The sequence below is a fragment of the Pseudomonas sp. SWRI51 genome, assembly GCF_014268825.1.
GTDB classification, from domain to species: Bacteria; Pseudomonadota; Gammaproteobacteria; order Pseudomonadales; family Pseudomonadaceae; genus Aquipseudomonas; species Aquipseudomonas farsensis.
In genome coordinates this window covers 1-26,844 of record NZ_JABWRG010000069.1, presented here as the reverse complement: position 1 = coordinate 26,844, position 26,844 = coordinate 1, and the positions used below count along the sequence as shown (strand labels likewise).

The following is a 26,844-nucleotide window of genomic DNA, read 5'->3' as shown; positions in this document are numbered from 1 at the left end:
GGGCAAGCCCGCTCCCACGGTGCCCAGTTCTCTGCGCGACAGCGCAGCCCGGAAGGGCTGGGTGATCTCCCACAAAGACTGCGTCGGCCCTGAGAGAGCTGCTTGGCTCAATCCTGTGGGAGCTGGCGCCAGCCTGCGATGAGGCCGGTGCAGGGGTACAAAGAACCCCGCGATGCACTCAGGCCGTACCTATTTCCCCGCCATCAAGCCGCTGGATCACCACGGTCGAGGAGCGTGGGCGCACCTTGCTGCCGGCAGGCGTGACGTCGGTTGCAACGTCCGTGGACGGCCAGTTCTGCGGGTGCTGGATATTGACGAACAGGGTCTTGTTGTCGGGGGTGAAGGTTAGCCCGGTGACTTCGCAGCCGGTGGGGCCGACGAAGAAGCGCCGCAGGTCCGCCTGGTTCTGCGCATTCACCGGCACTTGCTTGCCGTTGGCATCCACCAGGTCGGTCGGGATCACGGCCAGCAACTGGTCGTTGGTATAGCGGGTCACGCTTTCTTCGCTATTGTCGGTCTCGATCCACAACACGCCACGGCTATCGAAGCTCATGCCGTCGGGGCTGGCGAACTGGTTCATTTCGGTCAGGCCGGAGCGGTTGATATCGGCCGCGCCATCGGCGTTGGCGCCGAAAACAAAGATATCCCAGTTGAAGCGCTGCTGATCCTCGCTGTCGTGCCAGCGGATGATGTGGCCATGGCGGTTGGGGCCGCGCGGGTTGGCCTTGTCGGTTTTGTCCGGGCTGCGCGCGCTGTTGTTGGTCAGGGTCAGGTAGGCGTCGCCGTTGAGCGGGTTGACGGCGGTCCACTCGGGGCGGTCCATGGGCGTGGCGCCCACGGCATCGGCAGCGCCACGGGTGTTGATGATGATGCCCGGCAGGTCGCCAAACAGCGCGCCCAGGGGCTTGCCGTCGCGGGTCGGCGTGGTGACATCCAGCAGCAGCCAGTCGCCACTGCCGTCGGCGTTGAAGCGCGCGACGTACAGCTTGCCTTTGTCCAGGTACTTGGCGCCGGTGGCAAGGCGGTCGGGGGCCTTGGCGTCGGCGGGGTCCCACAGGGCGTCGGAGACGAACTTGTACAGGTATTCGTTGTTGGAGTCGTCGCCGGTGTACCAGACCAGCGGCTTGCCCGCCACAGCCAGGCCCGGGCAGCAACCTTCATGGCGCATGCGCCCCAGCGCCGTGCGTTTTACCGCGCGGGTGGCGCTGTTGTACGGGTCGATCTCGACGATATAGCCGTAGGTGCTGGCTTCGTTGCGGTAGTCGTCGCTGGCACTGGCGCCGGACGGGGTGATGTCGAAGCGGGCGAATTCGTCGTCGAACTCGCTGGCATCACCGGCGGCGCTTTCCCAGCGGTACTGGCTGGCGCCGGTGGCAACACCGATGCGCACCTGGTCGGCAGGGCGGGGGGCGTTATTGACGAAAATACCCGGCCAGTTCTCCTCGCACGTCAGGTACGTACCCCATGGGGTATAGCCATTGCCGCAGTTGTTGTTGGTGCCTCGGCACTCGACCCCGGTGGGTGAGAAGCGCGTGCGTACATGCTCGGTGCCGCGCAGGGGGCCGGCGATATCCATCACCGTGGCGGTGGTGAAACGCCGGTTCAGCGGGTCGTTGTCGACCACCTGCCAGCGCCCGCCGACCTTGCGGATACGGATCACGCCTGCGCCGTGGGCGTTGATTTCCTTGCGCACTTCTTCGGCCGGCCGCTGGCCGCTCAGGGCGTTGGTCGGGCTGTTGGGGTGCAGCGCTGCGGTATCGATGTACTCGAAATTGATCGCCAGCAGGCCGTCGTCGGAGCTGCCGTCGATGGGGAAGAAGCGCATGCCGTCGTGGTGCATGCCCATGGCGTTGGCCTGGTCGCTGGCGCTGTTGCTGCCATCGGCCAGCCACGGCCTGCCGCTGCTGTTGATCGGCGTGCCCCAGGGCGCCAGCACGTGGGCGCTGTAGCCGGGGGCGATAGCGCAGGCATCGGTGCGCGAACCCTTGATCGAGGCAAAGCCGAGCTTGGGTTTGGCTGACGCAGGCGGGGCAGGTGGTTTGCCAGTCGACAGATCGAGACAGCCGCCAAGGCCTGCACCAGCAATCATGGCGATGGCCGCCCCAAGGCTGCCGCGGATTACGCTGCGCCGGCTCAGGTAGGCGTCCATGACGCTTGCCATCGGCGGGTTGGCGGAACGGTTGCGGTCCAGGTTATCGCCGCTGTCTCGACTCATCAGGTGTCCTTTCTAGTAGGTTTGTGCGCAGGGGAAAGACTGTAAAGCGCAAATATGATGTTTAGGTTGCTGGAGGGGGCATTAGCCCCCCCGCACTTCAGGCCCGGGCAGTGGTCGGCTGCCCGGGCTGTTCTGCTTACGGCTTGGCGTCTATTTTCGAGGCCAGTTGCGCGCTGCGGTCGTAACCGCTGGTGCGCAGCAGGCCAAGGTCGAGGGCGTTTTCGCCTTCGGCCGCGCCTTTGCTTTTGAGGCTGTCCAGCACCGCCGTGCCGAGGTCTACCGGCGCATTGCTGACGTCGAACGACACATCGCGGCGATAGTCGCGCCCGCTCAGGGTTTCACGGCTGACATCGCTGCCACCCAAGTCGACTGCACCTTCGGCGGATTTCAACGCGGCCCCAACCAAGCGTGTATCGCCGCCGACTTTGAGGTCGATGCCTTGAGCGCCGCTCAAGGTGGTCTGGCGAGCCACGGTGTCGCGCTGTTGATGGCTGACATCCGCCTTCAACGTCGGCGACAAGCCAGGCTCTGTTCGGGCCAGGGCCTTGCCGGCTTTCTCCTGCACCTTGCCAGCGGCAGGGCCGGCCAGCGATGAGACGGCATTGATATGGCCTTGCGGGTTTTTCTCCTGGCTCAGGCGCCCATCGACATTGACCGTCAAGCTGTCGATGCGGTCTTTGCGGCTGGCCACCAGCAGGTCGCCGCCGACAGTGCCACTGATGCGCTCGGCATCAAGCTTGGCGCCTTCGATGCGGGTGTCGCCGCGGCTGTTGATGTCGATCTGGTCGGCGCGCAGGGTGCTGTCGCTCCAGCTCTGGTTATCGCGCTTGTCCAAGGCCACTTGCACCCGGCCATGCAGGCCACGGATATCCTGATCGGCCGTTTCCCCGCGGTTGAGCTTGAAACCGGCCCCCGCACTGATGTCGCGGTTGTCGTAGCGCTCGTGCTGGTTGGACGCCTCTACCTGCAGGCCGCCGTTGCGGGCGGTCAGGCCGATTGATGCGGCATTGGCCTGCAGCCCTTGAACCTGCAGTGCGATGTCCTCGCGGGCAAGGCTGGTGAGCTGCAGTGCCTGCTTGGCGGTGAACTGTGCATTCACCGCCTGGCTTGCGTTTTCATCTACCTTGGCGCTCGTGGCATGGCCGCCCACGCCACCGCCCTTGCCTGTGCCTGCGGTGCCCGCCATCTCGACACCGCCGCCGAGTGTGTCGCCCACGGCTTCGTGGCTGTCGTTGGCGGCCAGCACTTTCAACACGCCGTCGCTGTGCAGGTTGATATCACCGCCCGCGTCAATGCGGGTGCCTTCCAGGGTGAGGTCACCGCTGCTGACCACCTCTACCGGGCCCTTGGCGACGATGCTGCCGACCTGGGCCTTGCTGTCGTCGCTTTGGTACGTACTGTGGTCGGCATAGGCGCGTACGTCGGCACCGGTGCTGCCAGGGCGATTACCGCCTTTGGCCCAAAGGCTGGTGTCGAGCTGGGTTTTGCTGTGGTGGGTGTGGTCATGGGCTGCGTCCAGCGTCAGGGTGCCGGCGCCGGTCACCTTGACCGCGCCGTCGCCGCCGTCCATGCGGGTGCCTTCGTAGCGGCCGTCACTGCCCAGTTGCACCTGAATACCGGTCTGGCCGCTCAGGCTGCCAGGGCGGGCGAGGCGGGTGGTTTGGTTATCGTCCAGGGTGGCGTACTTGCCTTCGACGCGAGCGTTGATATCTTCACCGGTGCTGGTGTCTACCCGCAGGCCCCCAGCGATATCGGTACGTTGCACGCGCGTGCTCTGCTGGTCTTGGGCTGCCAGCAACTGGTGCTCGTTGGCGTCGATCTGCAGCTGCCCGGCAGTGCCTGTGTATTGGGTGCCCTGGTCTTCTATACGCCCCGCCTGGATGTGGGTGCTGGTACCACTAAAAGAGGCAGGCTGTGCGGTACTGCTGGTGTCGGTCTGCGTCCGAGCCAGATGCCCGACGGTAGCATCGGCGCCTACGCTGGGTGGCGCCATGGCATCCTCGACGCCGGCCTGCTGGAAGCGCGCACCTTCACGGCCCTCGACCAGGCGCTCGATCGGCCGGGAGATATCCCGGTACTCGATGCTTGCGCCCAGGCTGCCTTGCCAGTTGCTGGTGGACTCTTCGCGTTCATGGGTGTCGGCAGCGGCGCGGTTTTCGATGTGCTCGGCGTTCACCAGCAATTGGCCCTCGGCGTTCACCTTGGCGCCTTCGGTCGCCAGATGGGGGGTGTCGATAAGCAGGTTACCGCTGGCGCTCAGCTCGCTGCGCCGAGCACTGCCAGTGCTTTCGCGCAGGTCGGTCTGGTTGCGGTGGCCCTCGAAAGCGCTGCCGACCCGGTCAATGCCGCCGGTTACCGCCAGGTCGCCGCCGCTGATGGTGGTTTTTGTTTGGCTTTGCTGGGTGTCCTGCGCCGCGTTCAGCTCGACCTTGGGCGCCTTGAGTGTCAGGTCGCCTGCGGTGGCCTTGACCTGTGCTGCATTGGCCACCAGCCGGGTATCGCTGCGCACGTCGACCTTCGCCCCGCTCAGGGTACTGGCGACTTGTTCAGTGGCTGACTGGTGCTGCTCGCGGTTCTCGACCTGGTAGCCGACCTTGGCGTCATACTGCCGCGAACCGGGCTTGCCATCCTGGGCTTGCTGGGTCTGGCTCGCGCTGGCGGTGAGGGAGCGCTGCTGGTTGTTTTGTGTGTGGCTGCTGGTAGCTTCGGCGCTGTCCAGGTGCACGTCGCCTTTGGCGGTGACTTCGAGCGCCTGCCCGGCGGCCACCTGGGCGCCTTTGAGGCTCAGCTCCCCGGCACTGGCCAGGCGCAGGTTGGTGCTGGAGCGCACATCGCTGACCAGAACCTGCTGCGTGTCGCTGTTGTTCTCGCTGCGGCTGCCCAGCAGGCCGAAGAGCTGGCTGTCACTGGTGGTGTCCTGCGACCGGCGTGTGCTTTGCGCTGCGCCCACCTCAAGCCCGGCCTTGTCGCTGTAGAGCACGGCATCGCCGGCGCTGCTCACCGAGCTGCCCTTGATGGCCATGCTATCGGCGCTGACCGTCAGCTTGCCCTCGGCCCTTACCGTGCTGCCGACGGCCTGGCTGCCTTGGGTGTCGTTGCCCTTGCGGTCACCGAAGAATGTGCCGGAGACCAGGTCGCCACGGTAGTCACGCTTCTGGCCGCTGTCCTGCATCGCCTGTTCGCCCACCTCTACCTGGGCGGCCTGCAGTTGCATGTCGCCCTGGCTGCTGAGGTTGCTGGCGCTGATTTTCAGCTTTTTGCCTGCCGTTGCGGTCAGGTTGCCGGCTTCAAGCGAGCTGCCGTTGGCGCGTTCGGTGTACTGCTCGCTGTCGCTGTCGCCGCGCCACAGGTGCTTGCGGTGGCGAACCTGTTCCTGGACCTTGCTGCTGTCGACACCTGCCGAAATGTCGAGGTTGCCTTCACTGTGCAACGCCAACGTAGTGCCCGCCTTGAGCTTGGCGGCGGTCATCTGCAGGTCGCCACCGGAATCCAGGCTGAGGCCTTCGTTCGCTTGCAGCGCGGTGCCCTGCTGGATGCTGTCGGTTTGCGTGCGGTCGCGGCTGTAAGTCTCGGTGGTGACGAACCACCAGCGTTTGTCCCAGGCCTCACGGTCCTTCTTCACCTGCTCTCGGGTCTTGGCGTTGAGTACCAGCTTCTGCCCGGCCTTGGCCTTGATTTTTTTCGCCTTGGCCTGGGTGCCGGTGAATTCCAGGTCGCCTGCCGAGCTGATACTCAGTTCGTCGTCGCTGAACAGCTCGACGTCGCCCACCTGCACCCCGGCGCCTTCTGCGGTGCTGATCACGCGGATGCGCCCGGCGCGCATGGCACCGAACAGCCTGGCATCAATGCTCGACGGGGTGCCGGGCAGGTGCTGCAGCACTTCGCCGCTGGCGGTGTCGATACGGTTGCGCCCGAGGGTAAAGGTGGCGACCCCTTCGTTTTTCAGCGGGCCCTCGATGTGCACGCGCGGTGCGATCAGGTCCAGTGCGCCTTTAAGGTTGCTCAAGCCGCCAGCCTGCACGTGCAAGATGCCCTCGGCGTTCAAGGTGTCGAGGTATTTGATGCGCTGGTCTTCGATCACCGGGGTGCCTACCAGGAAGCCGGCCTGGGTGTTATTGATGAAACTGCCACCATTGATGGTGATGCCGTTGGGGTTGGCGAGAATGTAATCGGCTGGGCGACCGAGAATCTCTTGCGGGCCTTGGATCAACGAAGCCTGGCGGCTGATCACCTCGTTCAGGATGATGGCGGCAGCCTGGCCGTGGAACTGTGGGTTGGCCTGCAGGACGCTGCCGGTGAGCACCGACTGCCCGGCCTGTAGGGCGTTGTTCAGCACCAGGCCCTGCGAGTCGACGTTGTAGGCCTGGTACTGGTTATGGGAAAGGCCCGTGGCGTTTGGCGGCACGATGTTGACTACCGGCACGCCATTGACATCGCTGACAATGGGCGTGCCGCCCGGGCCGGTACTGGGCTGCAGGCCTTCGCTGGCCTGCAGGGCAGGAGGGGCGAACAGGCACAGCAGGATGGCCAGGCGCAGAGGGTCGGGGCGCAATAGGCTGGGTGGGGTGTGATGATTCACGTTGGTTTCCTTTCTTTTTGTGGGTGAATCAGAGTTCCAGGGTCCACTCAAGGCCCCAGAAACCGGGTTCGAGCGCCTTTCGCGCGCGGTCGCTGGCGTACAGCGCGCGCTGGTAGTCGAGGCGGATGCGATTGCTTGGCAGGGTCAGTTCCAGGCCGATGGCACTGCCGGCCAGGCGTTGTGAGGGGGCATTGCGTTGGAGCTGGGCCCAGCCCAGGTCCAGGCCGAGGTAGGGGCGCAACTGCACGGTGAGCGATGACGGCAGGTTGAAGGGGTAGCTCAGGGTGTTGCGCCAGACCGCGCCCCTTGAGCCGGCTACGGCATGCTGGCGTACGCCGCGCACACTGTTGTTGTCATTGAGCGACAACTGCTCGACGGTGGGCAGGTAGTCGCGGCTGTATTGCAGGTTCAGTTCGCTCTGCCAGCGCCATGGCCGTTGCGGTGGTGCCTGGGCCAGGTACAGCAGGCTGGCGCGGTACTTGCGAAAGTCCGGTTGCGGGGCGCCGCGCCCGACGGCTGCGTGGTCGGCGCCCAAGGCGTCGAGGCCTTGAGCCAGGCCCAACGAGGCGCTCCACACGCCATGCTCGAGCCACAACAGGTTGAGCCCTGCATCAAGGGTGGTGAGCGCGTCGGTTTGCAGTTGAACCCGCAGCCCCGAGACTTCGTTGATCAGCCGCTTGCTCTCCAGGCGCATGCCGGCGCTGAGCATGCCCTGCTGGCTGCGCCACAGCACGCGCTCTGCACCCAGCGCATTGAAACGGCTGCCGCCGCTGGCTGACTGCCCGGCTGGCAAGGGTGAGCGGTAGCTCAACTGGCTGCTGCTGAGGGTGAAGCTCCAGGGGCCGTAAGGGATGTTGTAGTACAGGCTTACGCCCTGGCTTTGGCCGGGGGGCTGGAGCACGGTCGACGACAGCGACAGGCGCAGGTCGTCATTGAGCCCCAGCGGACTATCCACGCCGAGCCCAAGGTTCAGGCGATGGCGGCCGGTGAGCTCGCTGCCGCGGTTGTCGAAACGCCCTTCCAGGTGCACGCGCCTGCCGACTTTGTGCGGGGTGATGGCGATTTGGGTGGCCCCACGGCCCTGGCCGGGGATCAGATCGGCGGTGAGGTCATAGGCGCGCAGGCGGTTGAGCTGGTCGAGGCCCTGCTCCAGGTCGGGCAGGTGCAAGGGTTGGCCGAGCAGTTTCGGGAAGGCACCCCGTAACGACAGCGGGGCGGTATCGGTCAGCTCGATGGACTCAACGTAGCCTTCGTCAATGAGAATATCCAGCGGTTGGCCGGCCTCGGGGATTTTTCGCAAGTAAGGGCGGGCCAACGGGTAGCCCGCTTCGACGTAACGCGCGGTGAGCGCTCGCAGCAGCCGGTTGATGGCGGTAACGCCCATGCAGGCTGGCAGCAGCGGGTGCAGTTTGCGCTTCAGCTCGCTGGCTGATAGCCGCCGATTGCCCGTCAGGCGTATCCCGGAAACCGGCAGGCAGGGCTCTGTGGCGCCGTCGGGCGACGGCCCCTCAGGCGTGCGGGTGGTGGGCAACTGGCGCTCCCAACGCTGCAAGCGTTGTTGTTGTTCCAGTTGTTCGGTTGCCTGGCGCTGCTCGCGCAGTTGCTGGCTGGCAGGGTTTGCGCCGTGGGCGATGGGCAAGCAGCTGAGGGTCGACAGCAGGCCGGCGACGAACAGTTTCAGGGCACGTTTGAGCATGGAAAATCCCGCAATGCGTGTACGAATCAGGTACTCGATTGCGTGGATTTTATGGCTTTGACCAGTCGGCTGAATGCGGTCCCGTGCCCTGTTGGGCGTAGGACAAAGGCAAGAATGGTGTAGGGGATTTCTTTGCGGGAGGACCGGGAATCAGCAGGCGCTCAGGGCCGAGGCATTCAAGGCAGCGCTGTCATGGCCTGATTTCAATCAACGTGCCGTCCTTCACCAGGCTCCACACTTCGCGCATGTCGGCGTTACGCATGGCGATGCAGCCTTCGGTCCAGTCCAGGGTGTGGAAGTACCACTCCGGGTATTCCTCGTCGAGGGGCGTGCCATGGATCATGATCATGCTGCCGGCGCTTACCCCGGCGCGCCGCGCCTTGGCGGCGTCGGTGATGTTCGGGTAGGAGATGTGCATGGCCAGGTTGTAGCGGCTGCTGGCCTTGCGCCAGTCGAGCCAGTACAGGCCTTCTGGGGTTTTCTTGTCGCCCTCGCGCTCCTTGGCGCCCTTGGGCTGCTTGCCCAGGGAAATGCGGTAGGTCTTGAGCGGCTCGCCACGGCTGATCAGTTGCAGGCGCCGTTCGGACTTGAGCACCAGCACCTTGTCGATCGCCTGCAACTGAGGGCTGGGCGTGGCCGGGGCGGCAGGCTGCACGGCCGATTGTGGCTTGCGGATGATGGTTTCGGTGAAGGCTGCTTGCGACACCGAGGCGACACTTAGGCAGAAAAGGGCAAGCAACCAGCGCATGAAACCGTATCCCTGAAACTTGAGTTAAGTAGGCGACGAAACGTTCATCGGCGGCAGGTACTCATGGCCTATGGGGTAGTGCTGCCGGATGCGGTCGCGATAGTAGCATTCTAGTGTGCGGGTGACGGTGCGAAAAGCCAGCTCCGCCCAAGGGATCTCGTGCTCCTCGAACAGGCGCACTTCCAGGCTCTCGACGCCCACGGCAAAGTCCAGGTCGGCAAGTTCTGCGCGAAAGAACACATGCACCTGGTCGATATGCGGCAAATCGAACAGTTGATAGAGGGCTGTTGCGCCCACGCGGGCGCAGGCTTCCTCTTCGGTTTCGCGACGGGCGGCGGCGTCGAGGGTTCGCCGTTTTCCATGAAGCCTGCGGGTAAGGTCCAGAACCCTCGGCGTGGCTCGATGGCGCGCCGGCACAGCAGCACCTGGCTGCCCCAGGTTGGCAGCACCCCGGCGACGATATTGGGGTTCTGATAATGGATGGTATGGCAGTGGTCGCAGACATGGCGCAGGCGGCTGTCGCCCTCGGGGGTTTTCAGAGTGACGCTGTGGCCGCACGCGCTGCAGAATTTCATGCTTACATTCCTTTGGGGTCGGGCTATCTTGGCGCGCTCGGCCTGCTCACCGCAAGCGGCCAGCGGGCGGGGGGCTTGGGTGCCTCACGGCTTTTGGTGCATCATGCACGGCAGGCTTTGGATACGAGAGTGCGCAATGCTGGACGAGCTTCTTCGCCGAATGAGCAACCACACCCCGGCTTCGCTGGAGGTGGACCGGCGCTTCCCGGAGGCGGCGGTATTACTGCCCATCACCCGTAGCGAAGAACCGCAGCTGGTGCTCACGCTGCGCGCCAAGGGCCTGTCGACCCACGGCGGCGAAGTGGCGTTCCCCGGTGGCCGGCGCGACCCCGAAGACCCGGACCTGGTGTTTACGGCCCTGCGCGAAGCCGAAGAAGAAATCGGCTTGCCGCCGGGCCTGGTCGAGGTGATCGGCCCGCTCAGCCCGCTGATTTCGTTGCATGGGCTCAAGGTGACGCCGTTCGTCGGCTTGATCCCGGATTACGTCGAGTACCGCGCCAATGATGCAGAAATCGCCGCGGTGTTCACCGTTCCGCTGGCGTTTTTCCGCCAGGACCCGCGTGACCACACCCACCGTATCGATTACCAGGGGCGCAGTTGGTATGTGCCCAGCTACCGCTACGAGGGTTATAAAATCTGGGGGTTGTCGGCGATCATGATCGTCGAGCTGGTCAACCTGCTGTACGACGCCGGCATCAGCCTGCATCAGCCGCCAGAGCGTTTTATCCAGAACTGAGCAGGGTTCACCCTGCCGCGCTGCGTTCAACCGTGAGGAACGACACATGAAATACCGCTTGGGCGACCTGCGCGTCGAGACCCACCCCAGCAGTTGGGCCGCGCCTACCGCCACGCTGATCGGCAAGGTGCGCCTGCAGGCGCGTGCCAGTGTCTGGTTTGGCGCGGTGCTGCGCGGTGATAACGAGCTGATCGACATCGGCGAGGACAGCAACGTCCAGGACGGCACGGTGATGCACACCGACATGGGTTCGCCGCTGACCTTGGGCCGTGGTGTGACCGTTGGCCATAACGCCATGCTGCATGGCTGCACGGTGGGCGACTACAGCCTGATCGGCATCAACGCGGTGATTCTCAACGGGGCGCGCATCGGCAAGCATTGCATCATCGGCGCCAATGCGCTGATTCCCGAAGGCAAGGAAATCCCCGACGGTTCGTTGGTGATGGGCTCGCCGGGCAAAGTGGTGCGCGAACTCAGCGAGCAGCAGATGCGCATGCTCGAGGCCAGCGCTGCCCATTACGTGCACAACGCCCAGCGTTATGCCCGCGAGCTGGTGGCCGACGATGACTGACACCGCCCCCCGCGAACGGCCGGTGGCCTCGCCTTGTGTCAGTGTCTGTGCGCTGGATGAGCAAGATATCTGCACCGGCTGCCAGCGTACGGTCGATGAGATCACCCGCTGGGGGCGCATGGATAACCAGCAGCGCCGCGCGGTGCTGACGCTATGCCATGAGCGGGCGGTGGCGGCGGGGCTGATGCTCGGCCTGTAGCCCAGGGCCATGCAATGGTTTACCCATGCCCGCGCTGGCGCTAATCTGTGCGGCTTGCCCAACGAACCCTTCGGCCCCATGTTCTATCTCATCGCCTATATCAGCAGCGTGGTGCTCATCAACTACGCCTTCTCCAGCGCCCCGCACCTGGACGTGATCTGGTCCGCCTGGGGCGGGCTGGTGTTCATCCTGCGCGACATGGTGCAGACCCGCTATGGCCATGGCGCGCTGGTGGCGATGCTGGCGGCGCTGGTGCTGTCCTATGTGACCTCGGAGCCGGCTATCGCGTTGGCCAGTGCCACGGCGTTCTTCATTTCCGAGCTGATTGACTGGCTGGTGTTCAGCGTCACCCGGCGCCCGCTGCGCGACCGGCTGTGGCTGAGTTCGGCGCTGAGCATTCCGGTGGACACCTTTATTTTCTTCGGCATGATTGGCGCGCTCACGCCCGTGGTGGTCGGCACGGCCATGGCCTCGAAGTTTGCCGGGGTGACGGCGGTATGGCTGATCATGGCCTGGCGCGCTCGGCGTGCGGTGGTTGTCGGCTGACCTTGCATTTGCGGTGCCAGCCATCGACATTGCGCCTGAGGCGGTGTAGGAGCGGCCTTGTGTCGCGAAAGGGCTGCGCAGCAGCCCCAGGATCTCGGCCTCATGCCACACCGCCGGGGCTGCTGTGCAGCCCTTTCGCGACACAAGGCCGCTCCTACACGAGACTGCATTGGGTGTAGAATACCGGTCCTTTTTCAGCGGGCAGCGCCACGTGCAGCGCCGCCCCGGACGCCTTCGAGGACCTGAAATGACCCGTATCGGAACCCCATTGTCGCCGACCGCGACCCGTGTACTGCTGTGCGGCTGCGGCGAGCTGGGCAAAGAAGTGGTAATCGAACTGCAGCGTCTGGGCGTCGAAGTGATTGCCGTTGACCGCTACGCCGATGCCCCGGCCATGCAGGTCGCGCACCGCAGCCATGTGGTCAACATGCTCGATGGCGTTGCCCTGCGCGCCGTGATCGAGGCCGAAAAGCCGCACTACATCGTCCCTGAAATCGAAGCCATCGCCACCGCGACCCTGGTCGAGCTGGAAAGCGAAGGCTTCAATGTGGTGCCGACTGCCCGCGCCACTCAGCTGACCATGAACCGCGAAGGCATCCGCCGCCTGGCTGCCGAAGAGCTGGACCTGCCTACCTCGCCGTACCACTTTGCCGATACCTTCGAGGACTACAGCAAGGCGGTCGCCGACCTCGGCTACCCCTGCGTGGTCAAGCCGGTCATGAGCTCCTCGGGCAAGGGCCAGAGCCTGCTGCGCAGCGCCGCTGACCTGCAGCAGGCCTGGGACTACGCCCAGGAAGGCGGCCGCGCGGGCAAAGGCCGGGTGATCATCGAAGGCTTCATCGACTTCGAATACGAAATCACCTTGCTGACCGTGCGCCACGTCGGTGGCACCACGTTCCTTGCGCCGGTCGGTCACCGCCAGGAGAAGGGCGATTATCAGGAGTCCTGGCAGCCCCAGGCAATGAGCGCCAAGGCGCTGGCCGAGTCGCAGCGTGTCGCCCAGGCGGTCACCGATGCGTTGGGCGGCCGTGGCCTGTTTGGCGTTGAGCTGTTCGTCAAAGGTGATCAGGTGTGGTTCAGCGAAGTCTCGCCGCGCCCGCACGACACGGGCCTGGTGACGCTGATCTCGCAAGACCTGTCGCAGTTCGCGCTGCACGCCCGCGCCATTCTTGGCCTGCCGATCCCGGTAGTGCGCCAGTTCGGCCCATCGGCCTCGGCGGTCATCCTGCCTGAGGGCAAGTCGCAGCAGGCTAGCTTTGCCAACCTGGGCGCCGCCCTGAGCGAGCCGGACACGGCCATCCGCCTGTTCGGCAAGCCAGAAATCAACGGCACCCGCCGCATGGGCGTCTGCCTTGCCCGTGACGAGTCGATCGAAGCCGCCCGCGCCAAGGCCACCCGCGCAGCGCAGGCGGTCAAAGTCGAGTTCTAAGCGGCAATGCATCGCGGGGCAAGCCCGCTCCCACAAAAGCAGCCTTCATGCATGCTGTGGGAGCGGGCTTGCCCCGCGATGGTTTCAGCGCCTCAAAGCTCGTTATTGCGTGTCTCTTTCAGGCATAGCACGGCAATCAGGCTGATCACCGCCGCCGCCGACACATACCCCCCAACCCAGCTCAACCCACCCATGCTGACCAACTGCTGGGCAAAGAACGGTGCCGCCGATGCGCCGACGATGCCGCCCAGGTTGTAGGCCGCCGAAGCGCCGGTATAACGCACGTGGGTCGGGAACAGCTCAGGCAGCAACGCGCCCATCGGGGCGAAGGTTACCCCCATCAGGAACAGCTCGATGCTCAGGAACAGCGTCACCCCGGCGGTGGAGCCCGAGGTGAGCAGCGGCTCCATGGCAAAGCCCGAAGCAATCGCCAGCAGGGCGCCGGTGATCAGCACCGGCTTGCGCCCGTAGCGGTCGCTGAGCCAGGCCGACAATGGTGTGGCCAGGGCCATGAACACCACGGCGAAGCACAGCATGCCGAGGAAGGTCTGGCGGCTGTAGCCCAGGGTATTCACCCCGTAGCTCAGCGAGAACACCGTCGAGATATAGAACAGCGCATAGCACACCACCATCGCCGCCGCGCCCAGCAGGGTTGGCAGCCAGTACTGGGCGAACAGCTCGACCACCGGCAGCTTGACGCGCTCCTGGCGCGCCACGGCCTTGGCGAACACTGGGCTTTCTTCAAGCTTCAGGCGAACGTACAGGCCGACCAGCACCAGCGCTGCGCTGAGCAGGAACGGGATGCGCCAGCCCCACTCGCGGAACTGCTCGTCACTGAGCACCAGGGCCAGTGTCAGGAACAGGCCGTTCGCGGCCAGAAAACCAATCGAGGGGCCCAGTTGCGGGAACATGCCGAACCAGGCGCGCTTGCCCTTGGGCGCATTCTCGGTGGCCAGCAGCGCCGCGCCGCCCCATTCACCGCCCAGGCCCAGGCCTTGGCCGAAGCGCAGCACGCAGAGGATGATCGGTGCCCAGATGCCAATGCTGTCATAGCCCGGCAGCACGCCGATCAGCGTGGTCGATACACCCATCAGCAGCAGCGAAGCCACCAACGTGGATTTTCGGCCAATACGGTCGCCAAAATGGCCGAACAGCGCCGAACCTAGCGGCCTGGCCAGGAAGGCGATGCCAAAGGTGATGAACGCCGCGAGCATCTGCACGGTGCCAGAACCCGACGGGAAGAAAATCGGCCCGATTACCAAGGCTGCAGCCGTGGCGTAGACGTAGAAATCGTAGAACTCGATGGCGGTGCCAATAAAACTGGCGGTAGCCACCCGCGCAGGCGAGTTGACCGGGGGCGCCTCGGCAGGTTCGGCGTAGGTGCTGCTGGAAGTCATTTTGGTAGGTCCCTGACAGTCGATGCTCCATGGGGCACGGCAAAGCGACAGGCGCAAAGCGGCCGGAGCGTATTGTTATGGTTCGCTCACTTACGATGGCCCGGGGGTAAGAAGGCGGGGGCGGGCTGTTCGGGGTGGTGAAGCAGCGCGCAGGGCGTGTCAGTGTGGCGTACTGGCCGCGCGGCGCCGTTTGCGGGTAGCAGGCGTGGCGGCGGGAGCTGGGTAAGCGTGACCGAGTATAGCTATCGGGTCACGGTCCAGACCAGTACCTTGCTTGCGCAATTGTCCTCGGTTTCGAGGATTTCCAGGCGATAGCGGCCGATTTTCAGGCACACCGCGCTTTCGGGGATGCTTTCCAGTGCTTCGGTGACCAGCCCGTTGAGGGTTTTCGGCCCGCCATCGCAGGGCAGGTGCCAGCCCAGGGTGCGGTTGATTTCGCGCAATGAAGCGGCGCCCTCGATGACAAAGCGCCCGTTTTCCTGTGGGTGTACGTGGGGGTTTTGCAGGCTTTGTTCGTCTTCGAATTCCCCGACGATTTCTTCGAGGATGTCTTCAAGGGTGACGATGCCCAGCACTTCGCCGTATTCGTCCACCACCACGCCCATGCGCCGCTGTTGCTTGTGGAAGTTCAGTAGCTGCATCTGCAGCGGCGTGCTTTCGGGCACGAAATACGGTTCGTAGCAGGCACCGCGCAGCGCCTCCAGGGTGAGTTCGGCGCGCGGCAACAGGTGGCTGATGAGCTTGGTGTTGAGCACCGCCTCAACCTGGTTGATGTCGTTGTGATACACCGGCAGGCGGGTATGACGGCTGACGATCAATTGCTCGATGATGTGTGCGATGGGCTCGTCGAGGTTGATGCCATCTACCTCGTTACGCGGTACCAGGATGTCATTGACGGTGATCCTGTCCAGCGCCTGCAAGCCTTCGAGCAGGCCGTGGCGGGGCGGCTCGTGCTGTTCGTCTTCGTCGAAGTCGTCGGTTTCCTGCGGGTGCAGGGCGGTGGCGGTTGGCTGCACGCGAAACGGCCGCAGGATCAACCGGGCGATGCCGTCAAGCAGGCAGGCCAGCGGCTGCAACAGCATCAGCGGCAGCTTGAGCAGGCTGGCGCCGAGGCTCACGAAGGCGTGCGGGTTGCGCCGGATCAGGCGTCGCGGCAGGTATTCGGCGAACACCAGCAGGGCGAGCGCACCGCCAAGGCCGGCCATCCAGAAACCATGCTCGCCGCTATAGCGTTGCCCGATCAGGCAAGCCAGGCCCAGCACCAGCAGCTTGCCAAGGCAGGCGCACAGTACCAGCGCCTGGGCGGGCAGGGCGGGTTCGGCATGGCCGTTGAGTTGCTGGCGTGCGCTGTCTACGGCAGTAAACAGCGCCGACCACAGCAGGGCCAGAGCGAGGGTGCCGAGCAGCGGGGCGTACGGCAGGCTATCCATGGGCGACCGTCAGATGTGCAGGATGAATTCGCGGACCAGCTTGCTGCCGAAATAGGCCAGCATCAGCAGGCAGAAACCGGCCAGGGTCCAGCGGATCGCCTTGTGGCCACGCCAGCCCAGGCGCGTGCGGCCCCACAGCAGCACGCTGAACACCACCCATGCCACGCAGGCGAGCAGGGTTTTGTGGACCAGGTGCTGGGCAAACAGGTTGTCGAGGAACAGCCAGCCCGACAGCAGCGACAGCGACAACAGTACCCAGCCGGCCCAGAGGAAGCCGAACAGCAGGCTTTCCATGGTTTGCAGCGGCGGGAAGTTGCGAATCAGGCCGGACGGGTGCTTGTTTTTCAGCTGGTAGTCCTGCAGCAACAGCAGCAAGGCCTGGAATACGGCGATGGTGAACAAGCCGTAGGCCAGGATCGATAGCAGGATATGCGCAAGAATGCCGGGTTCTTCATTGACCAGCGGCACGGTGCCGGCCGGTGCGAACTGCGCCAGCAGCGCGGTGACGGCACCCAGCGGGAACAGCAGCACCAGCAGGTTTTCTACCGGAATGCTCAGGCACGCGAGCAGGGTCAGGGCAATGACGGCCACGGCGATCAGGCTGGCGGCGCTGAAGAAATCCAGGCTCAGGCCCAGCGGCGTGATCAGTTGGAAGAACAGCGCGCCGGCTTGGGCGGCTACCGCCAAGGCACCGATAGCGCCCAGCAGCCGTTTGTCGGCGCGGGCGCCACGGGCCAGGCCAGTTGCCTGATAGACGGTCGCGGCCACATAAAGGAAGGCGGCGATGAGATTGGGGATGAGGCTGGGTGAAGAGAGCATAAGTCCTGGGAGGCAAGCCCTAAAGAGACGGAGTTTGGCATAGAACCCGCGGTTCTAGGAAGCCTGCTGCTGTCGGTCTCTGTGGGAGATTCTATGGTTTTGTACAAACCTGTTCCCGCCAGACACATCTCCTTGTGGCGAGCTCCTTTGTGGCGAGCGGGCTTGTCCCGCGTTGGGCTGCGCAGCAGCCCCTGGGGTTTTCAGGGCTGCTGCGCAGCCCAGCGCGGGACAAGCCCGCTCGCCACGACTCTTTATCATTTCCCACAGGATTGGGTCCAACCAGCACTGTTGCGGTTGAGCACGGCCTGCGTGGGAGCTGGCGATAGCCTGCGATGAGGCCGGTGCAGGTTTGCTGAGATCTTTATGTTTCTGGCTGTGGTTTTGACAGCTTTATGCGCGTTCATTTTGATGTCGACGCTTAGCCACCTTTGCGCCCCTGGCCACCGAATATCTATCGGCCAGGTGCGAAGGTGTGCGCAGCAGGCAGTCTCCGCTATAATCGCCGCCTTGTTGTGCCTGGCGGGTGTGCATTTCCCCCCACGGCACCTGAAAAACCTCGGCTCAACTAGGCCTGAAAGGATCACCATGTTCGAAAACCTGACCGACCGCCTGTCACAGACGCTGCGCCATGTCACCGGCAAGGCCAAGCTGACCGAAGACAACATCAAGGACACGCTGCGCGAAGTGCGCATGGCCCTGCTCGAGGCCGATGTTGCCCTGCCGGTGGTCAAGGATTTCGTCAACAGCATCAAGGAACGCGCCGTCGGCACTGAAGTGTCGCGCAGCCTCACGCCAGGCCAGGCCTTCGTCAAGATCGTCCAGGCCGAACTCGAAAGCCTGATGGGCGATGCCAACGAAGAGCTGGCGCTGAACACCACGCCACCTGCGGTGGTGTTGATGGCCGGCCTGCAAGGCGCGGGCAAGACCACCACCGCCGGCAAGCTGGCCCGCCACCTCAAAGAGCGCAAGAAGAAAAGCGTCATGGTGGTGTCCGCCGACGTTTATCGCCCGGCGGCGATCAAGCAGCTCGAAACCCTGGCCAATGACATCGGCGTGACGTTCTTCCCGTCCGATATCAGCCAGAAGCCGGTCGACATCGCCGAGGCCGCCATTCGCGAAGCACGGCTCAAGTTCATCGACGTCGTCATCGTCGACACCGCCGGCCGCCTGCATGTCGATACCGACATGATGGACGAGATCAAGGCCCTGCACGCCGCGGTCAAGCCGATCGAAACGCTGTTCGTGGTCGACGCCATGACCGGCCAGGACGCCGCCAACACCGCCAAGGCCTTCGGTGATGCCCTGCCGCTGACCGGCGTGGTGCTGACCAAGGTCGACGGTGACGCCCGTGGCGGTGCCGCGCTGTCGGTGCGCGCCATTACCGGCAAGCCGATCAAGTTCATCGGTATGGGCGAGAAGTCCGAGGCCCTGGAGCCGTTCCACCCTGACCGTATCGCCTCGCGCATCCTCGGCATGGGCGACGTGCTCAGCCTGATCGAGCAGGCCGAGCAGAACATCGACAAGGCCAAGGCCGACAAGCTCGCCAAGAAGCTCAAGAAGGGCAAGGGTTTCGACCTCGAAGACTTCCGCGACCAACTGCAACAAATGAAGAACATGGGCGGCCTCGGCGGGCTCATGGACAAACTGCCGAGCATCGGCGGCGTCAACCTGTCGCAGATGGGCAACGCCCAGGGCGCTGCCGAGAAGCAGTTCAAGCAAATGGAAGCGATCATCAACTCCATGACCCCTGCCGAGCGCCGTGACCCTGACCTGATCAGCGGTTCGCGCAAGCGCCGTATCGCCCTCGGTTCCGGCACCCAGGTGCAGGACATCGGTCGGCTGATCAAGCAGCACAAGCAGATGCAGAAGATGATGAAGAAATTCTCCACCAAGGGCGGCATGGCCAAGATGATGCGCGGCCTGGGTGGGATGCTGCCAGGTGGCGGCATGCCGAAGATGTAATCGAATCAGGCGGGTCTTCCTTATAGAAGGAAAACCCGCCAGACCCCCGCACTGGCGGGGACACTGCCGCCATTTGGCGGCTTCAACCGGCAAAAATGAACGGTGGGCCATGTGCTTGCCGAAAAAGGCATTTGCAAATGTCCGTGTATTCCCCGAGAATATGCGGCCTTTTGGGCACGCGTGTGCCCATTGGGCATTCAGTTTTGCAGCACCGACTATAGGAACGATGTTCACATGGTAACCATCCGTCTTGCCCGTGGCGGCTCTAAGAAGCGCCCTTTCTACCACCTGACCGTGACCAACTCGCGTAACGCCCGTGACGGCCGTTTCGTTGAGCGCGTTGGCTTCTTCAACCCGATCGCATCGGGCGCCGAAGTCAAACTGTCGGTCAACCAAGAGCGCGTCACCTACTGGCTGAGCCAGGGCGCACAGCCGTCTGAGCGTGTTGCTCAGCTGCTGAAGGAAGCTGCCAAGGCTGCAGCCTGAGCAGTATGAACGCGACGCCAGAAAAGCCTGACGATCTGATCGTTGTAGGCAAGATTTTTTCGGTACACGGCGTTCGCGGCGAGGTGAAGGTGTATTCCTTTACCGATCCGATTGAAAACCTGTTGGATTACCCGCGCTGGACGCTCAAGCACGAAGGCAAGGTAAAACAGGTCGAGCTGGTTAGCGGTCGTGGCTCCCAAAAGGGCCTGGTCGTTAAATTGAAAGGCCTCGAGGATCGTGAAGAAGCCCGTCTTCTGAGCGGCTTTGAAATCTGCATACCGCGGAGCCTTTTGCCCAACCTGGCCGCTGACGAGTACTACTGGTACCAGTTGGTAGGTCTGAAGGTCATCAACCAGGACGAACAACTGTTCGGCAAGGTCGATCACCTGTTGGAAACCGGCGCAAACGATGTATTGGTGGTCAAGCCTTGCGCAGGCAGCCTGGATGATCGCGAGCGTCTGTTGCCCTATACCGGGCAGTGCGTGCTGGCAATCGACCTCGAAGCCGGTGTGATGCGAGTCGAATGGGATGCGGATTTCTAACCGATGGGTAGCCTTCGTGTAGACGTCATCACGCTGTTCCCTGAGATGTTTTCGGCCATCACCGAGTACGGCATTACCAGCCGCGCGGTGAAACAGGGGTTGCTGCAAGTGACCTGCTGGAACCCGCGGGACTACACCACAGATCGCCACCACACCGTGGATGATCGGCCGTTTGGCGGTGGTCCGGGCATGGTGATGAAAATCAAGCCTCTGGAAGACGCTTTGGCTAGCGCCAAGCAAGCGACCGGAGCATCGGCAAAGGTAATTTACCTTTCGCCGCAAGGCCGCAAGCTGAATCAGCAAGCGGTCAAAGGCCTGGCCGAACAGGAATCGTTGATCCTGATCGCCGGTCGTTATGAAGGCATCGACGAGCGTTTTATCGAGGCTCATGTCGATGAAGAGTGGTCGATTGGCGACTATGTGCTTTCCGGTGGCGAGCTGCCGGCCATGGTACTGATCGATGCGGTTACGCGGCTGCTGCCCGGAGCTTTAGGGCATGTGGACTCGGCGGAGGAAGACTCTTTCACCGACGGTCTGCTGGATTGCCCGCACTACACCCGACCTGAGGTGTATGCGGATCAGCGTGTTCCCGACGTGTTGCTAAGTGGCAACCATGCACATATCCGGCGATGGCGGATGAAGCAGTCCCTTGGTAGGACCTTCGAACGACGCGCCGATCTTCTGGAAAGTCGCTCACTTTCTGGAGAAGAGAAGAAGCTGCTCGAGGAATATCTCCGCGAGCGGGACGATAGTTAAACGTATCGATGGTGGATCACGTATCCATCTTAGGAGCACAGCATGACTAACAAAATCATCCAGCAGCTCGAAGCCGAGCAGATGAGCAAGGAAATCCCAACCTTCGCACCAGGCGACACCGTTGTCGTCCAGGTTAAAGTGAAGGAAGGCGATCGCTCGCGTCTGCAGGCATTCGAAGGCGTCGTTATCGCCAAGCGTAACCGCGGTCTGAACAGCGCCTTCACCGTGCGCAAGATCTCCAGCGGCGTTGGCGTTGAGCGTACCTTCCAGACCTACAGCCCGCAGATCGACAGCCTGGCCGTGAAACGTCGTGGTGACGTGCGTAAAGCCAAGCTGTACTACCTGCGTGACCTGTCCGGTAAAGCAGCTCGCATCAAGGAAAAACTGTCCTGAGGACAGTTTGACCGGTGGCCCAGGCCGCCGTGCGAGAGAAAAAGCAGCCTTCGGGCTGCTTTTTTGCTTTCTGGGCTTTATCGAGGCGCGCAACCGCCTGTGTTCATGCTGTGGTTTTCAAGAGCCTGTCCGGACCTCATCGCAGGCTGTCGCCAGCTCCCGCAAAGACCGCGCACAACCACGATATAGAGGCGAGCCCGGATTTTTGTAGGAGCTGGCGACAGCCTGCGATGAGGCCAGTACAGACAATCTACAACCTGCTGTGAAACACTGAGCCCCTTAAACAGTCGGTACATCAAGCCCCCAATGCCCGCCCTCGACCACCCCCTGATCGACCAATTCCTCGACGCCCTCTGGCTGGAAAAAGGCCTGTCCGACAACACCCGCGCGTCCTACCGCAGCGACCTGGCCTTGTTCAATGGCTGGTTGCAGGAGAAAGGCGTGGCGTTGCCCGATGCTGGCCGCGAGTTGATTCTCGATCATCTGGCCTGGCGTTTCGACCAGGCCTACAAACCCCGTTCAACTGCGCGTTTTCTGTCCGGCGTACGCGGTTTCTACCGCTACCTGCTGCGCGAGCGGATGATCGCCGTCGACCCGACCTTGCAGGTCGACATGCCGCAACTGGGCAGGCCATTGCCCAAATCCCTGTCAGAGGCGGACGTTGAAGCCTTGCTGCAGGCCCCGGAGCTGGGCGAGGCCATCGGCCAGCGAGACCGCGCCATGCTGGAGGTGCTGTATGCCTGCGGCCTGCGCGTCACCGAACTGGTCAGCCTGACCCTCGATCAGGTCAACCTGCGTCAAGGTGTGCTGCGGGTGATGGGCAAAGGCAGCAAGGAGCGCCTGGTGCCCATGGGCGAAGAGGCCGTGGTGTGGATCGAGCGCTACCTGCGCGACGGCCGCGCCGAACTGCTCAATGGCCGCCCCAGCGACGTGCTGTTCCCCAGCCTGCGCGGCGAGCAGATGACCCGCCAGACCTTCTGGCACCGTATCAAGCACCATGCCCGCGTGGCCGGTATCGACAAGCCGCTGTCCCCGCACACCCTGCGCCATGCCTTTGCTACCCATCTGCTCAACCACGGCGCCGACCTGCGCGTGGTGCAGATGCTGCTGGGCCACAGTGACCTGTCCACCACGCAAATCTACACCCATGTCGCCAAAGCCCGCCTGCAACAGCTGCATGCCCAGCACCATCCGCGTGGATGAATGAAATTCATGTTCTGCCGAGTGGCGCGTGAGGGATCATTCTGCACCCCTCTGTTGTGGTAGGCTTGGGCGGTTTGTTGCAAGGGCCGTCGCAACGCCGCGATCCGCTCGCAGGCTCGCTTGCCCGGCCCCGTCCGCCTTCAGGAGTACCCCATGCGCGTGACCCAGATTTTCGCCGCCGCCGCTTTGGCGTTGGCCAGCACTTTTGCCTTCGCCGCAGCCACCGACAGCAATGCCGGGGCCGAGCAGGCCATCCGTAAATCGTTGCAGAACCTGTCGCTGGAAGTGCCGGTCGAGAGCGTTGCCAGCAGCCCCGTCAGTGGGCTCTACGAGGTCAAGCTGCAGGGCGGCCGCGTACTGTACGCAAGCGGCGATGGCCAGTTCGTGATGCAGGGCTACCTGTTCCAGATCCAGGACGGCAAACCCGTCAACCTCACCGAAAAAACCGAGCGCCAGGGCATTGCCAAGCTGATCAACGGCATCCCGGCTGGCGAAATGGTCGTGTACCCGGCCAAGGGCGAGACCAAGTCGCATATCACCGTATTCACTGACACCACCTGCCCGTATTGCCACAAGCTGCACGCCGAAGTGCCCGAGCTGAACAAGCGCGGCATCGAAGTGCGTTACGTCGCCTTCCCGCGCCAGGGCCTGGGCTCGGCCGGCGATGAGCAACTGCAGGCAGTGTGGTGCTCCAGCGACCGCCGCGCGGCGCTGGACAAAATGGTCGATGGCAAGGAAATCAAAGCTGCCAAGTGCACCAACCCGGTCGGCAAGCAGTTTGCCCTGGGCCAGTCGATCGGCGTCAACGGCACGCCGGCCATCGTGCTTGAAAGCGGCCAGGTGATTCCGGGCTACCAGCCCGCACCGCAAGTGGCCAAGCTGGCCCTGGCGGCCGGCAAGTAATCAATTCAGTACGCCGTCGTCATGGGGTGACGGCATGTTTCACGGTCGGTGCAGGCGCCGGCCGTTCAATGGGGAGTTCACAGTGAAACCGGTCAAAGTAGGCATCTGTGGGTTGGGGACCGTCGGTGGCGGTACCTTCAATGTACTTCAGCGCAACGCCGAGGAGATTGCCCGCCGTGCCGGGCGCGGTATTGAAGTGGCACAGATTGCCATGCGCTCGCAGAACCCGAACTGCCAGATTACCGGTACCCCCATTACCGCTGATGTGTTCGACGTTGCGACCAATCCCGAGATTGATATCGTCATCGAGCTGATCGGTGGCTACACCATCGCCCGCGACCTGGTGCTCAAGGCCATCGAAAACGGCAAGCACGTGGTCACCGCCAACAAGGCGCTGATTGCCGTGCATGGTAACGAGATCTTCGCCAAGGCCCGCGAGAAGGGCGTCATCGTTGCCTTCGAGGCAGCCGTGGCGGGCGGTATCCCGGTGATCAAGGCCATCCGCGAAGGGCTGTCGGCCAACCGTATCAACTGGCTGGCCGGCATCATCAACGGCACCGGCAACTTCATCCTCACCGAAATGCGCGACAAGGGCCGTACCTTCCCTGACGTGCTGGCCGAAGCCCAGGCGCTGGGTTACGCCGAAGCCGACCCGACCTTCGACGTCGAAGGCATCGATGCGGCGCACAAGCTGACGATCCTGGCGTCCATCGCCTTTGGCATCCCGCTGCAGTTCGACAAGGCCTACACCGAAGGCATCACCCAGCTGACCACAGCTGACGTGAACTACGCCGAGGCCCTGGGCTACCGCATCAAGCACCTTGGTGTGGCCCGTCGTACTGCCGATGGCATCGAGCTGCGCGTGCACCCCACGCTGATCCCGAGCGACCGCCTGATCGCCAACGTCAATGGCGTGATGAACGCAGTCATGGTCAATGGCGATGCCGCAGGCTCCACCCTGTATTACGGCGCCGGCGCCGGCATGGAGCCGACTGCATCGTCGGTGATCGCCGACCTGGTCGACGTGGTTCGCGCCATGACCTGCGACCCGGAAAACCGTGTACCGCACCTGGCATTCCAGCCAGACTCGCTGTCGGCCCACCCGATCCTGCCGATCGATGCGTGCGAAAGCGCCTATTACCTGCGCATCCAGGCCAAGGACCATCCGGGCGTGCTGGCCCAGGTTGCCAGCATCCTGTCGGAGCGCGGTATCAACATCGAGTCGATCATGCAGAAGGAAGCCGAGGAGCAGGACGGCCTGGTGCCGATGATCCTGGTCACCCACGGTGTGGTCGAGCATCGCATCAACGACGCCATTGTCGCCCTGGAAGCCCTGCAGGACGTGGTTGGCCCGGTAGTGCGCATCCGCGTCGAACAGCTCAACTAAGCGGCAAGCCTCACGCTGCAAGCTGCAAGATGAAGCAGTTCGGTGTTGGGGCTTTGATCAGATTACCTATGCGGCAAGGTTGCAGTGCAGGGCGCAAGAACAACGCCAGTCGGCTCTTTCTTGTAGCTTGCAGCTCGCCACTTGCCGCTCAAACCAAAGGTTTGCACCCATGCGCTATATCAGTACCCGCGGCCAGGCTCCGGCCCTGAACTTCGAAGACGTGCTGCTGGCTGGCCTCGCCACCGATGGCGGCCTGTACGTTCCCGAAAACCTGCCACGCTTCACCCAGGAAGAAATCGCCTCCTGGGCAGGGCTGCCGTACCACGAACTGGCGTTCCGGGTGATGCGCCCGTTCGTCACCGGCAGCATCGCCGATGCCGACTTCAAGAAGATTCTCGAAGAAACCTACGGCGCCTTCGCCCACGCGGCGGTTGCGCCGCTGCGTCAGCTCAACGGAAACGAGTGGGTGATGGAGCTGTTCCACGGTCCAACCCTGGCGTTCAAGGACTTTGCCCTGCAACTGCTCGGCCGCCTGCTCGACCACATTCTGGTCAAGCGTGGCGAGCGTGTGGTCATTGTCGGTGCCACCAGCGGTGATACCGGCTCTGCCGCCATCGAAGGCTGCCGCCGTTGCGACAACGTCGACATTTTCATCCTGCACCCGCACCAACGTGTGTCGGAAGTGCAGCGCCGGCAGATGACCACCATCCCGGGCGATAACATCCACAACATCGCCATCGAAGGCAACTTCGATGATTGCCAGGAAATGGTCAAGGCCAGCTTCGCTGACCAGTCGTTCCTCAAGGGCACTCGCCTGGTGGCGGTCAACTCGATCAACTGGGCACGGATCATGGCCCAGATCGTCTACTACTTCCATGCAGCGCTGCAGCTGGGTGGCCCGGCGCGATCGGTGGCGTTCTCGGTGCCAACCGGCAACTTCGGCGACATCTTTGCCGGCTACCTGGCGCGCAACATGGGCCTGCCGATCAGCCAGCTGGTGGTCGCGACCAACCGCAACGACATCCTGCACCGCTTCATGAGCGGCAACCAGTACGTCAAGGACACCCTGCACCCGACGCTGTCGCCGTCGATGGACATCATGGTGTCGTCCAACTTCGAACGCCTGCTGTTCGACCTGCACGGGCGTAACGGCGCAGCGATTGCCGAATTGATGGCCAACTTCAAGCAAGGTGGTGGTTTCAGCGTCGAGCAAGACCGCTGGACCGAAGCCCGCAAGCTGTTCGACTCGCTGGCAGTGACCGACGAGCAAACCTGCGAAACCATCGCCGACGTGTTCGCAGCGACGGGTGAAGTTCTCGACCCGCACACCGCGATTGGCGTAAAGGCCGCCCGCGAGTGCCGCCGCAGCCTCGACACGCCGATGGTGGTGCTCGGCACCGCCCACCCGGTCAAGTTCCCGGAAGCGGTGGAAAAGGCCGGTGTTGGCAAGGCGCTGGAATTGCCCGCTCACCTGAGCGACCTGTTCAGCCGCGAAGAGCGCTGCACGGTTCTGCCGAACGACCTCAAAGCTGTTCAGGCATTTGTCAGCCAGCACGGCAACCGCGGCAAGCCGTTGTAAGCATCGGTTGGTATCTGGGGGCCGCTTTGCGGCCCCTTTGCTTTTCCCCTCTCAATCCCGGCCGTTTCGGCAGGCTTGATCGGACTTTTCCTATATATCGCAGGCCGCCGCTTTCATTAAGGTGCGAGCTTCATTTATTCAGGGAGAGGCCGATGCGCAGCCTCCATGTCCTCATCCATCAGGCCCGCCCCTTTCACCAGATCCTCCTGCACCAGGCGTTCAATGCCCAGGGGGTGTTCAACGTGCGCCTGAGCGACGACCTCGAAGACACCGCTGCGCGCCTGGGCCGTGAACAGGTGGTCGATGTGCTGGTGCTCGATCAGGGTATGCCTGAAGGGTGCGCACGGTCCTTGTTCCAGCACCTGCAGCCCGGCGCTGCGCCGAGGGCGCTGTTGTTTGTGGGGCAGGGCAGTGACCAGACCCGCGACCTGGCCCGGGAAGCCCGCAAGCGTGGGTTTCGCGTGGTCGGCGAGCTGGCTTGGCCGATGTCGACGGTAGCGCTGGAAAAGGCCTTGGCGCGGGTGTAGCAAGGTAGCCTGGGGCGGCCCTATCGCAGGCTGGCGCCAGTTCCCACAGGATTTCAGTCAGACATCTCTATAAGGACTGAAGCAGTATATGTGGGAGATTCTATGGTTTTGTACAAGCCTGTTCCCGCCAGACATATCTCCTTGTGGCGAGCGGGCTTGTCCCGCG

General features: G+C 63.4%; 22 protein-coding genes and 1 pseudogene. 15 read left to right on the top strand and 8 right to left on the bottom strand.

Annotation, left to right across the window (positions count from 1 at the left end; genetic code table 11):
- Positions 1 to 178: 178 nt before the first annotated feature.
- The 5 genes and pseudogenes from HU720_RS17790 to HU720_RS17770 form a co-directional block, all read right to left on the bottom strand.
- Positions 179 to 2,215 (bottom strand): PhoX family phosphatase, encoded by a 2,037-nt coding sequence (locus HU720_RS17790; protein ID WP_186521256.1) that lies wholly within the window; start codon positions 2,213 to 2,215, stop codon positions 179 to 181.
- 136 nt (positions 2,216 to 2,351) lie between these two features.
- On the bottom strand, positions 2,352 to 6,794 hold the full coding sequence (locus tag HU720_RS17785) for a hemagglutinin repeat-containing protein (protein WP_186521255.1): 4,443 nt from the start codon (positions 6,792 to 6,794) through the stop codon (positions 2,352 to 2,354).
- 28 nt (positions 6,795 to 6,822) lie between these two features.
- Positions 6,823 to 8,490, bottom strand: coding sequence for a ShlB/FhaC/HecB family hemolysin secretion/activation protein (locus tag HU720_RS17780; RefSeq protein ID WP_186521254.1), 1,668 nt, complete (start codon positions 8,488 to 8,490; stop codon positions 6,823 to 6,825).
- Between the two features lie 190 nt (positions 8,491 to 8,680).
- Positions 8,681 to 9,238, bottom strand: coding sequence for a L,D-transpeptidase family protein (locus HU720_RS17775; RefSeq protein ID WP_186521253.1), 558 nt, complete (start codon positions 9,236 to 9,238; stop codon positions 8,681 to 8,683).
- Between the two features lie 24 nt (positions 9,239 to 9,262).
- A pseudogene (locus HU720_RS17770) lies at positions 9,263 to 9,813 on the bottom strand (NUDIX hydrolase).
- Between the two features lie 136 nt (positions 9,814 to 9,949).
- Between HU720_RS17770 and HU720_RS17765 the strand changes: the two are divergent.
- The 5 genes from HU720_RS17765 (at position 9,950) to purT (ending at position 13,294) form a co-directional block, all read left to right on the top strand.
- Positions 9,950 to 10,549, top strand: a complete 600-nt coding sequence (locus HU720_RS17765) for a CoA pyrophosphatase (protein ID WP_186521252.1) — start codon at positions 9,950 to 9,952, stop codon at positions 10,547 to 10,549.
- A 46-nt stretch (positions 10,550 to 10,595) separates the two neighbouring features.
- Positions 10,596 to 11,120 (top strand): gamma carbonic anhydrase family protein, encoded by a 525-nt coding sequence (locus HU720_RS17760; RefSeq protein WP_186521251.1) that lies wholly within the window; start codon positions 10,596 to 10,598, stop codon positions 11,118 to 11,120.
- Complete coding sequence (locus HU720_RS17755) at positions 11,113 to 11,319, top strand: DUF1289 domain-containing protein (protein WP_186521250.1); 207 nt, start codon at positions 11,113 to 11,115, stop codon at positions 11,317 to 11,319. The genes HU720_RS17760 and HU720_RS17755 overlap by 8 nt, the downstream gene beginning before the upstream one ends.
- A gap of 78 nt (positions 11,320 to 11,397) precedes the next feature.
- Complete coding sequence (locus tag HU720_RS17750; RefSeq protein ID WP_186521258.1) at positions 11,398 to 11,865, top strand: VUT family protein; 468 nt, start codon at positions 11,398 to 11,400, stop codon at positions 11,863 to 11,865.
- Positions 11,866 to 12,112: 247 nt separating this feature from the next.
- Positions 12,113 to 13,294: a formate-dependent phosphoribosylglycinamide formyltransferase gene (purT, locus tag HU720_RS17745; protein WP_186521248.1), complete on the top strand. Its 1,182-nt coding sequence runs from the start codon at positions 12,113 to 12,115 to the stop codon at positions 13,292 to 13,294.
- Between the two features lie 92 nt (positions 13,295 to 13,386).
- Here purT and HU720_RS17740 read toward each other — a convergent pair whose 3' ends face one another.
- The 3 genes from HU720_RS17740 to ccsA form a co-directional block, all read right to left on the bottom strand.
- Positions 13,387 to 14,691 (bottom strand): MFS transporter, encoded by a 1,305-nt coding sequence (locus HU720_RS17740; protein ID WP_186521246.1) that lies wholly within the window; start codon positions 14,689 to 14,691, stop codon positions 13,387 to 13,389.
- Positions 14,692 to 14,933: 242 nt separating this feature from the next.
- Entirely contained in the window at positions 14,934 to 16,121 is a 1,188-nt protein-coding gene (locus tag HU720_RS17735) for a transporter associated domain-containing protein (protein ID WP_186521244.1), read from the bottom strand.
- A 9-nt stretch (positions 16,122 to 16,130) separates the two neighbouring features.
- Positions 16,131 to 16,940 carry a cytochrome c biogenesis protein CcsA gene (gene ccsA, locus HU720_RS17730; RefSeq protein WP_186521242.1) on the bottom strand — a complete coding sequence of 270 codons (810 nt, stop codon included), beginning with the start codon at positions 16,938 to 16,940 and terminating at the stop codon, positions 16,131 to 16,133.
- Between the two features lie 585 nt (positions 16,941 to 17,525).
- On the opposite strand from ccsA, the gene ffh reads away from it, so the two are divergent.
- From ffh to HU720_RS17680, 10 genes are all read left to right on the top strand, one after another.
- Entirely contained in the window at positions 17,526 to 18,902 is a 1,377-nt protein-coding gene (gene ffh, locus HU720_RS17725) for a signal recognition particle protein (protein WP_186521239.1), read from the top strand.
- Positions 18,903 to 19,136: 234 nt separating this feature from the next.
- Entirely contained in the window at positions 19,137 to 19,388 is a 252-nt protein-coding gene (rpsP, locus tag HU720_RS17720) for a 30S ribosomal protein S16 (protein WP_011535318.1), read from the top strand.
- 5 nt (positions 19,389 to 19,393) lie between these two features.
- On the top strand, positions 19,394 to 19,930 hold the full coding sequence (gene rimM, locus HU720_RS17715) for a ribosome maturation factor RimM (protein WP_186521238.1): 537 nt from the start codon (positions 19,394 to 19,396) through the stop codon (positions 19,928 to 19,930).
- 3 nt (positions 19,931 to 19,933) lie between these two features.
- Positions 19,934 to 20,686 (top strand): tRNA (guanosine(37)-N1)-methyltransferase TrmD, encoded by a 753-nt coding sequence (trmD, locus tag HU720_RS17710; protein ID WP_186521237.1) that lies wholly within the window; start codon positions 19,934 to 19,936, stop codon positions 20,684 to 20,686.
- A 42-nt stretch (positions 20,687 to 20,728) separates the two neighbouring features.
- Positions 20,729 to 21,079 carry a 50S ribosomal protein L19 gene (gene rplS / locus HU720_RS17705; protein ID WP_011535315.1) on the top strand — a complete coding sequence of 117 codons (351 nt, stop codon included), beginning with the start codon at positions 20,729 to 20,731 and terminating at the stop codon, positions 21,077 to 21,079.
- A gap of 306 nt (positions 21,080 to 21,385) precedes the next feature.
- Positions 21,386 to 22,282 (top strand): site-specific tyrosine recombinase XerD, encoded by an 897-nt coding sequence (xerD, locus tag HU720_RS17700; protein WP_186521236.1) that lies wholly within the window; start codon positions 21,386 to 21,388, stop codon positions 22,280 to 22,282.
- Between the two features lie 153 nt (positions 22,283 to 22,435).
- On the top strand, positions 22,436 to 23,185 hold the full coding sequence (locus tag HU720_RS17695; RefSeq protein ID WP_186521235.1) for a DsbC family protein: 750 nt from the start codon (positions 22,436 to 22,438) through the stop codon (positions 23,183 to 23,185).
- Positions 23,186 to 23,267: 82 nt separating this feature from the next.
- Positions 23,268 to 24,572: a homoserine dehydrogenase gene (locus HU720_RS17690; RefSeq protein WP_186521234.1), complete on the top strand. Its 1,305-nt coding sequence runs from the start codon at positions 23,268 to 23,270 to the stop codon at positions 24,570 to 24,572.
- 169 nt (positions 24,573 to 24,741) lie between these two features.
- Positions 24,742 to 26,151, top strand: coding sequence for a threonine synthase (gene thrC, locus HU720_RS17685; RefSeq protein WP_186521233.1), 1,410 nt, complete (start codon positions 24,742 to 24,744; stop codon positions 26,149 to 26,151).
- A 152-nt stretch (positions 26,152 to 26,303) separates the two neighbouring features.
- Positions 26,304 to 26,678: a histidine kinase gene (locus HU720_RS17680; RefSeq protein ID WP_186521232.1), complete on the top strand. Its 375-nt coding sequence runs from the start codon at positions 26,304 to 26,306 to the stop codon at positions 26,676 to 26,678.
- Positions 26,679 to 26,844: the final 166 nt, after the last annotated feature.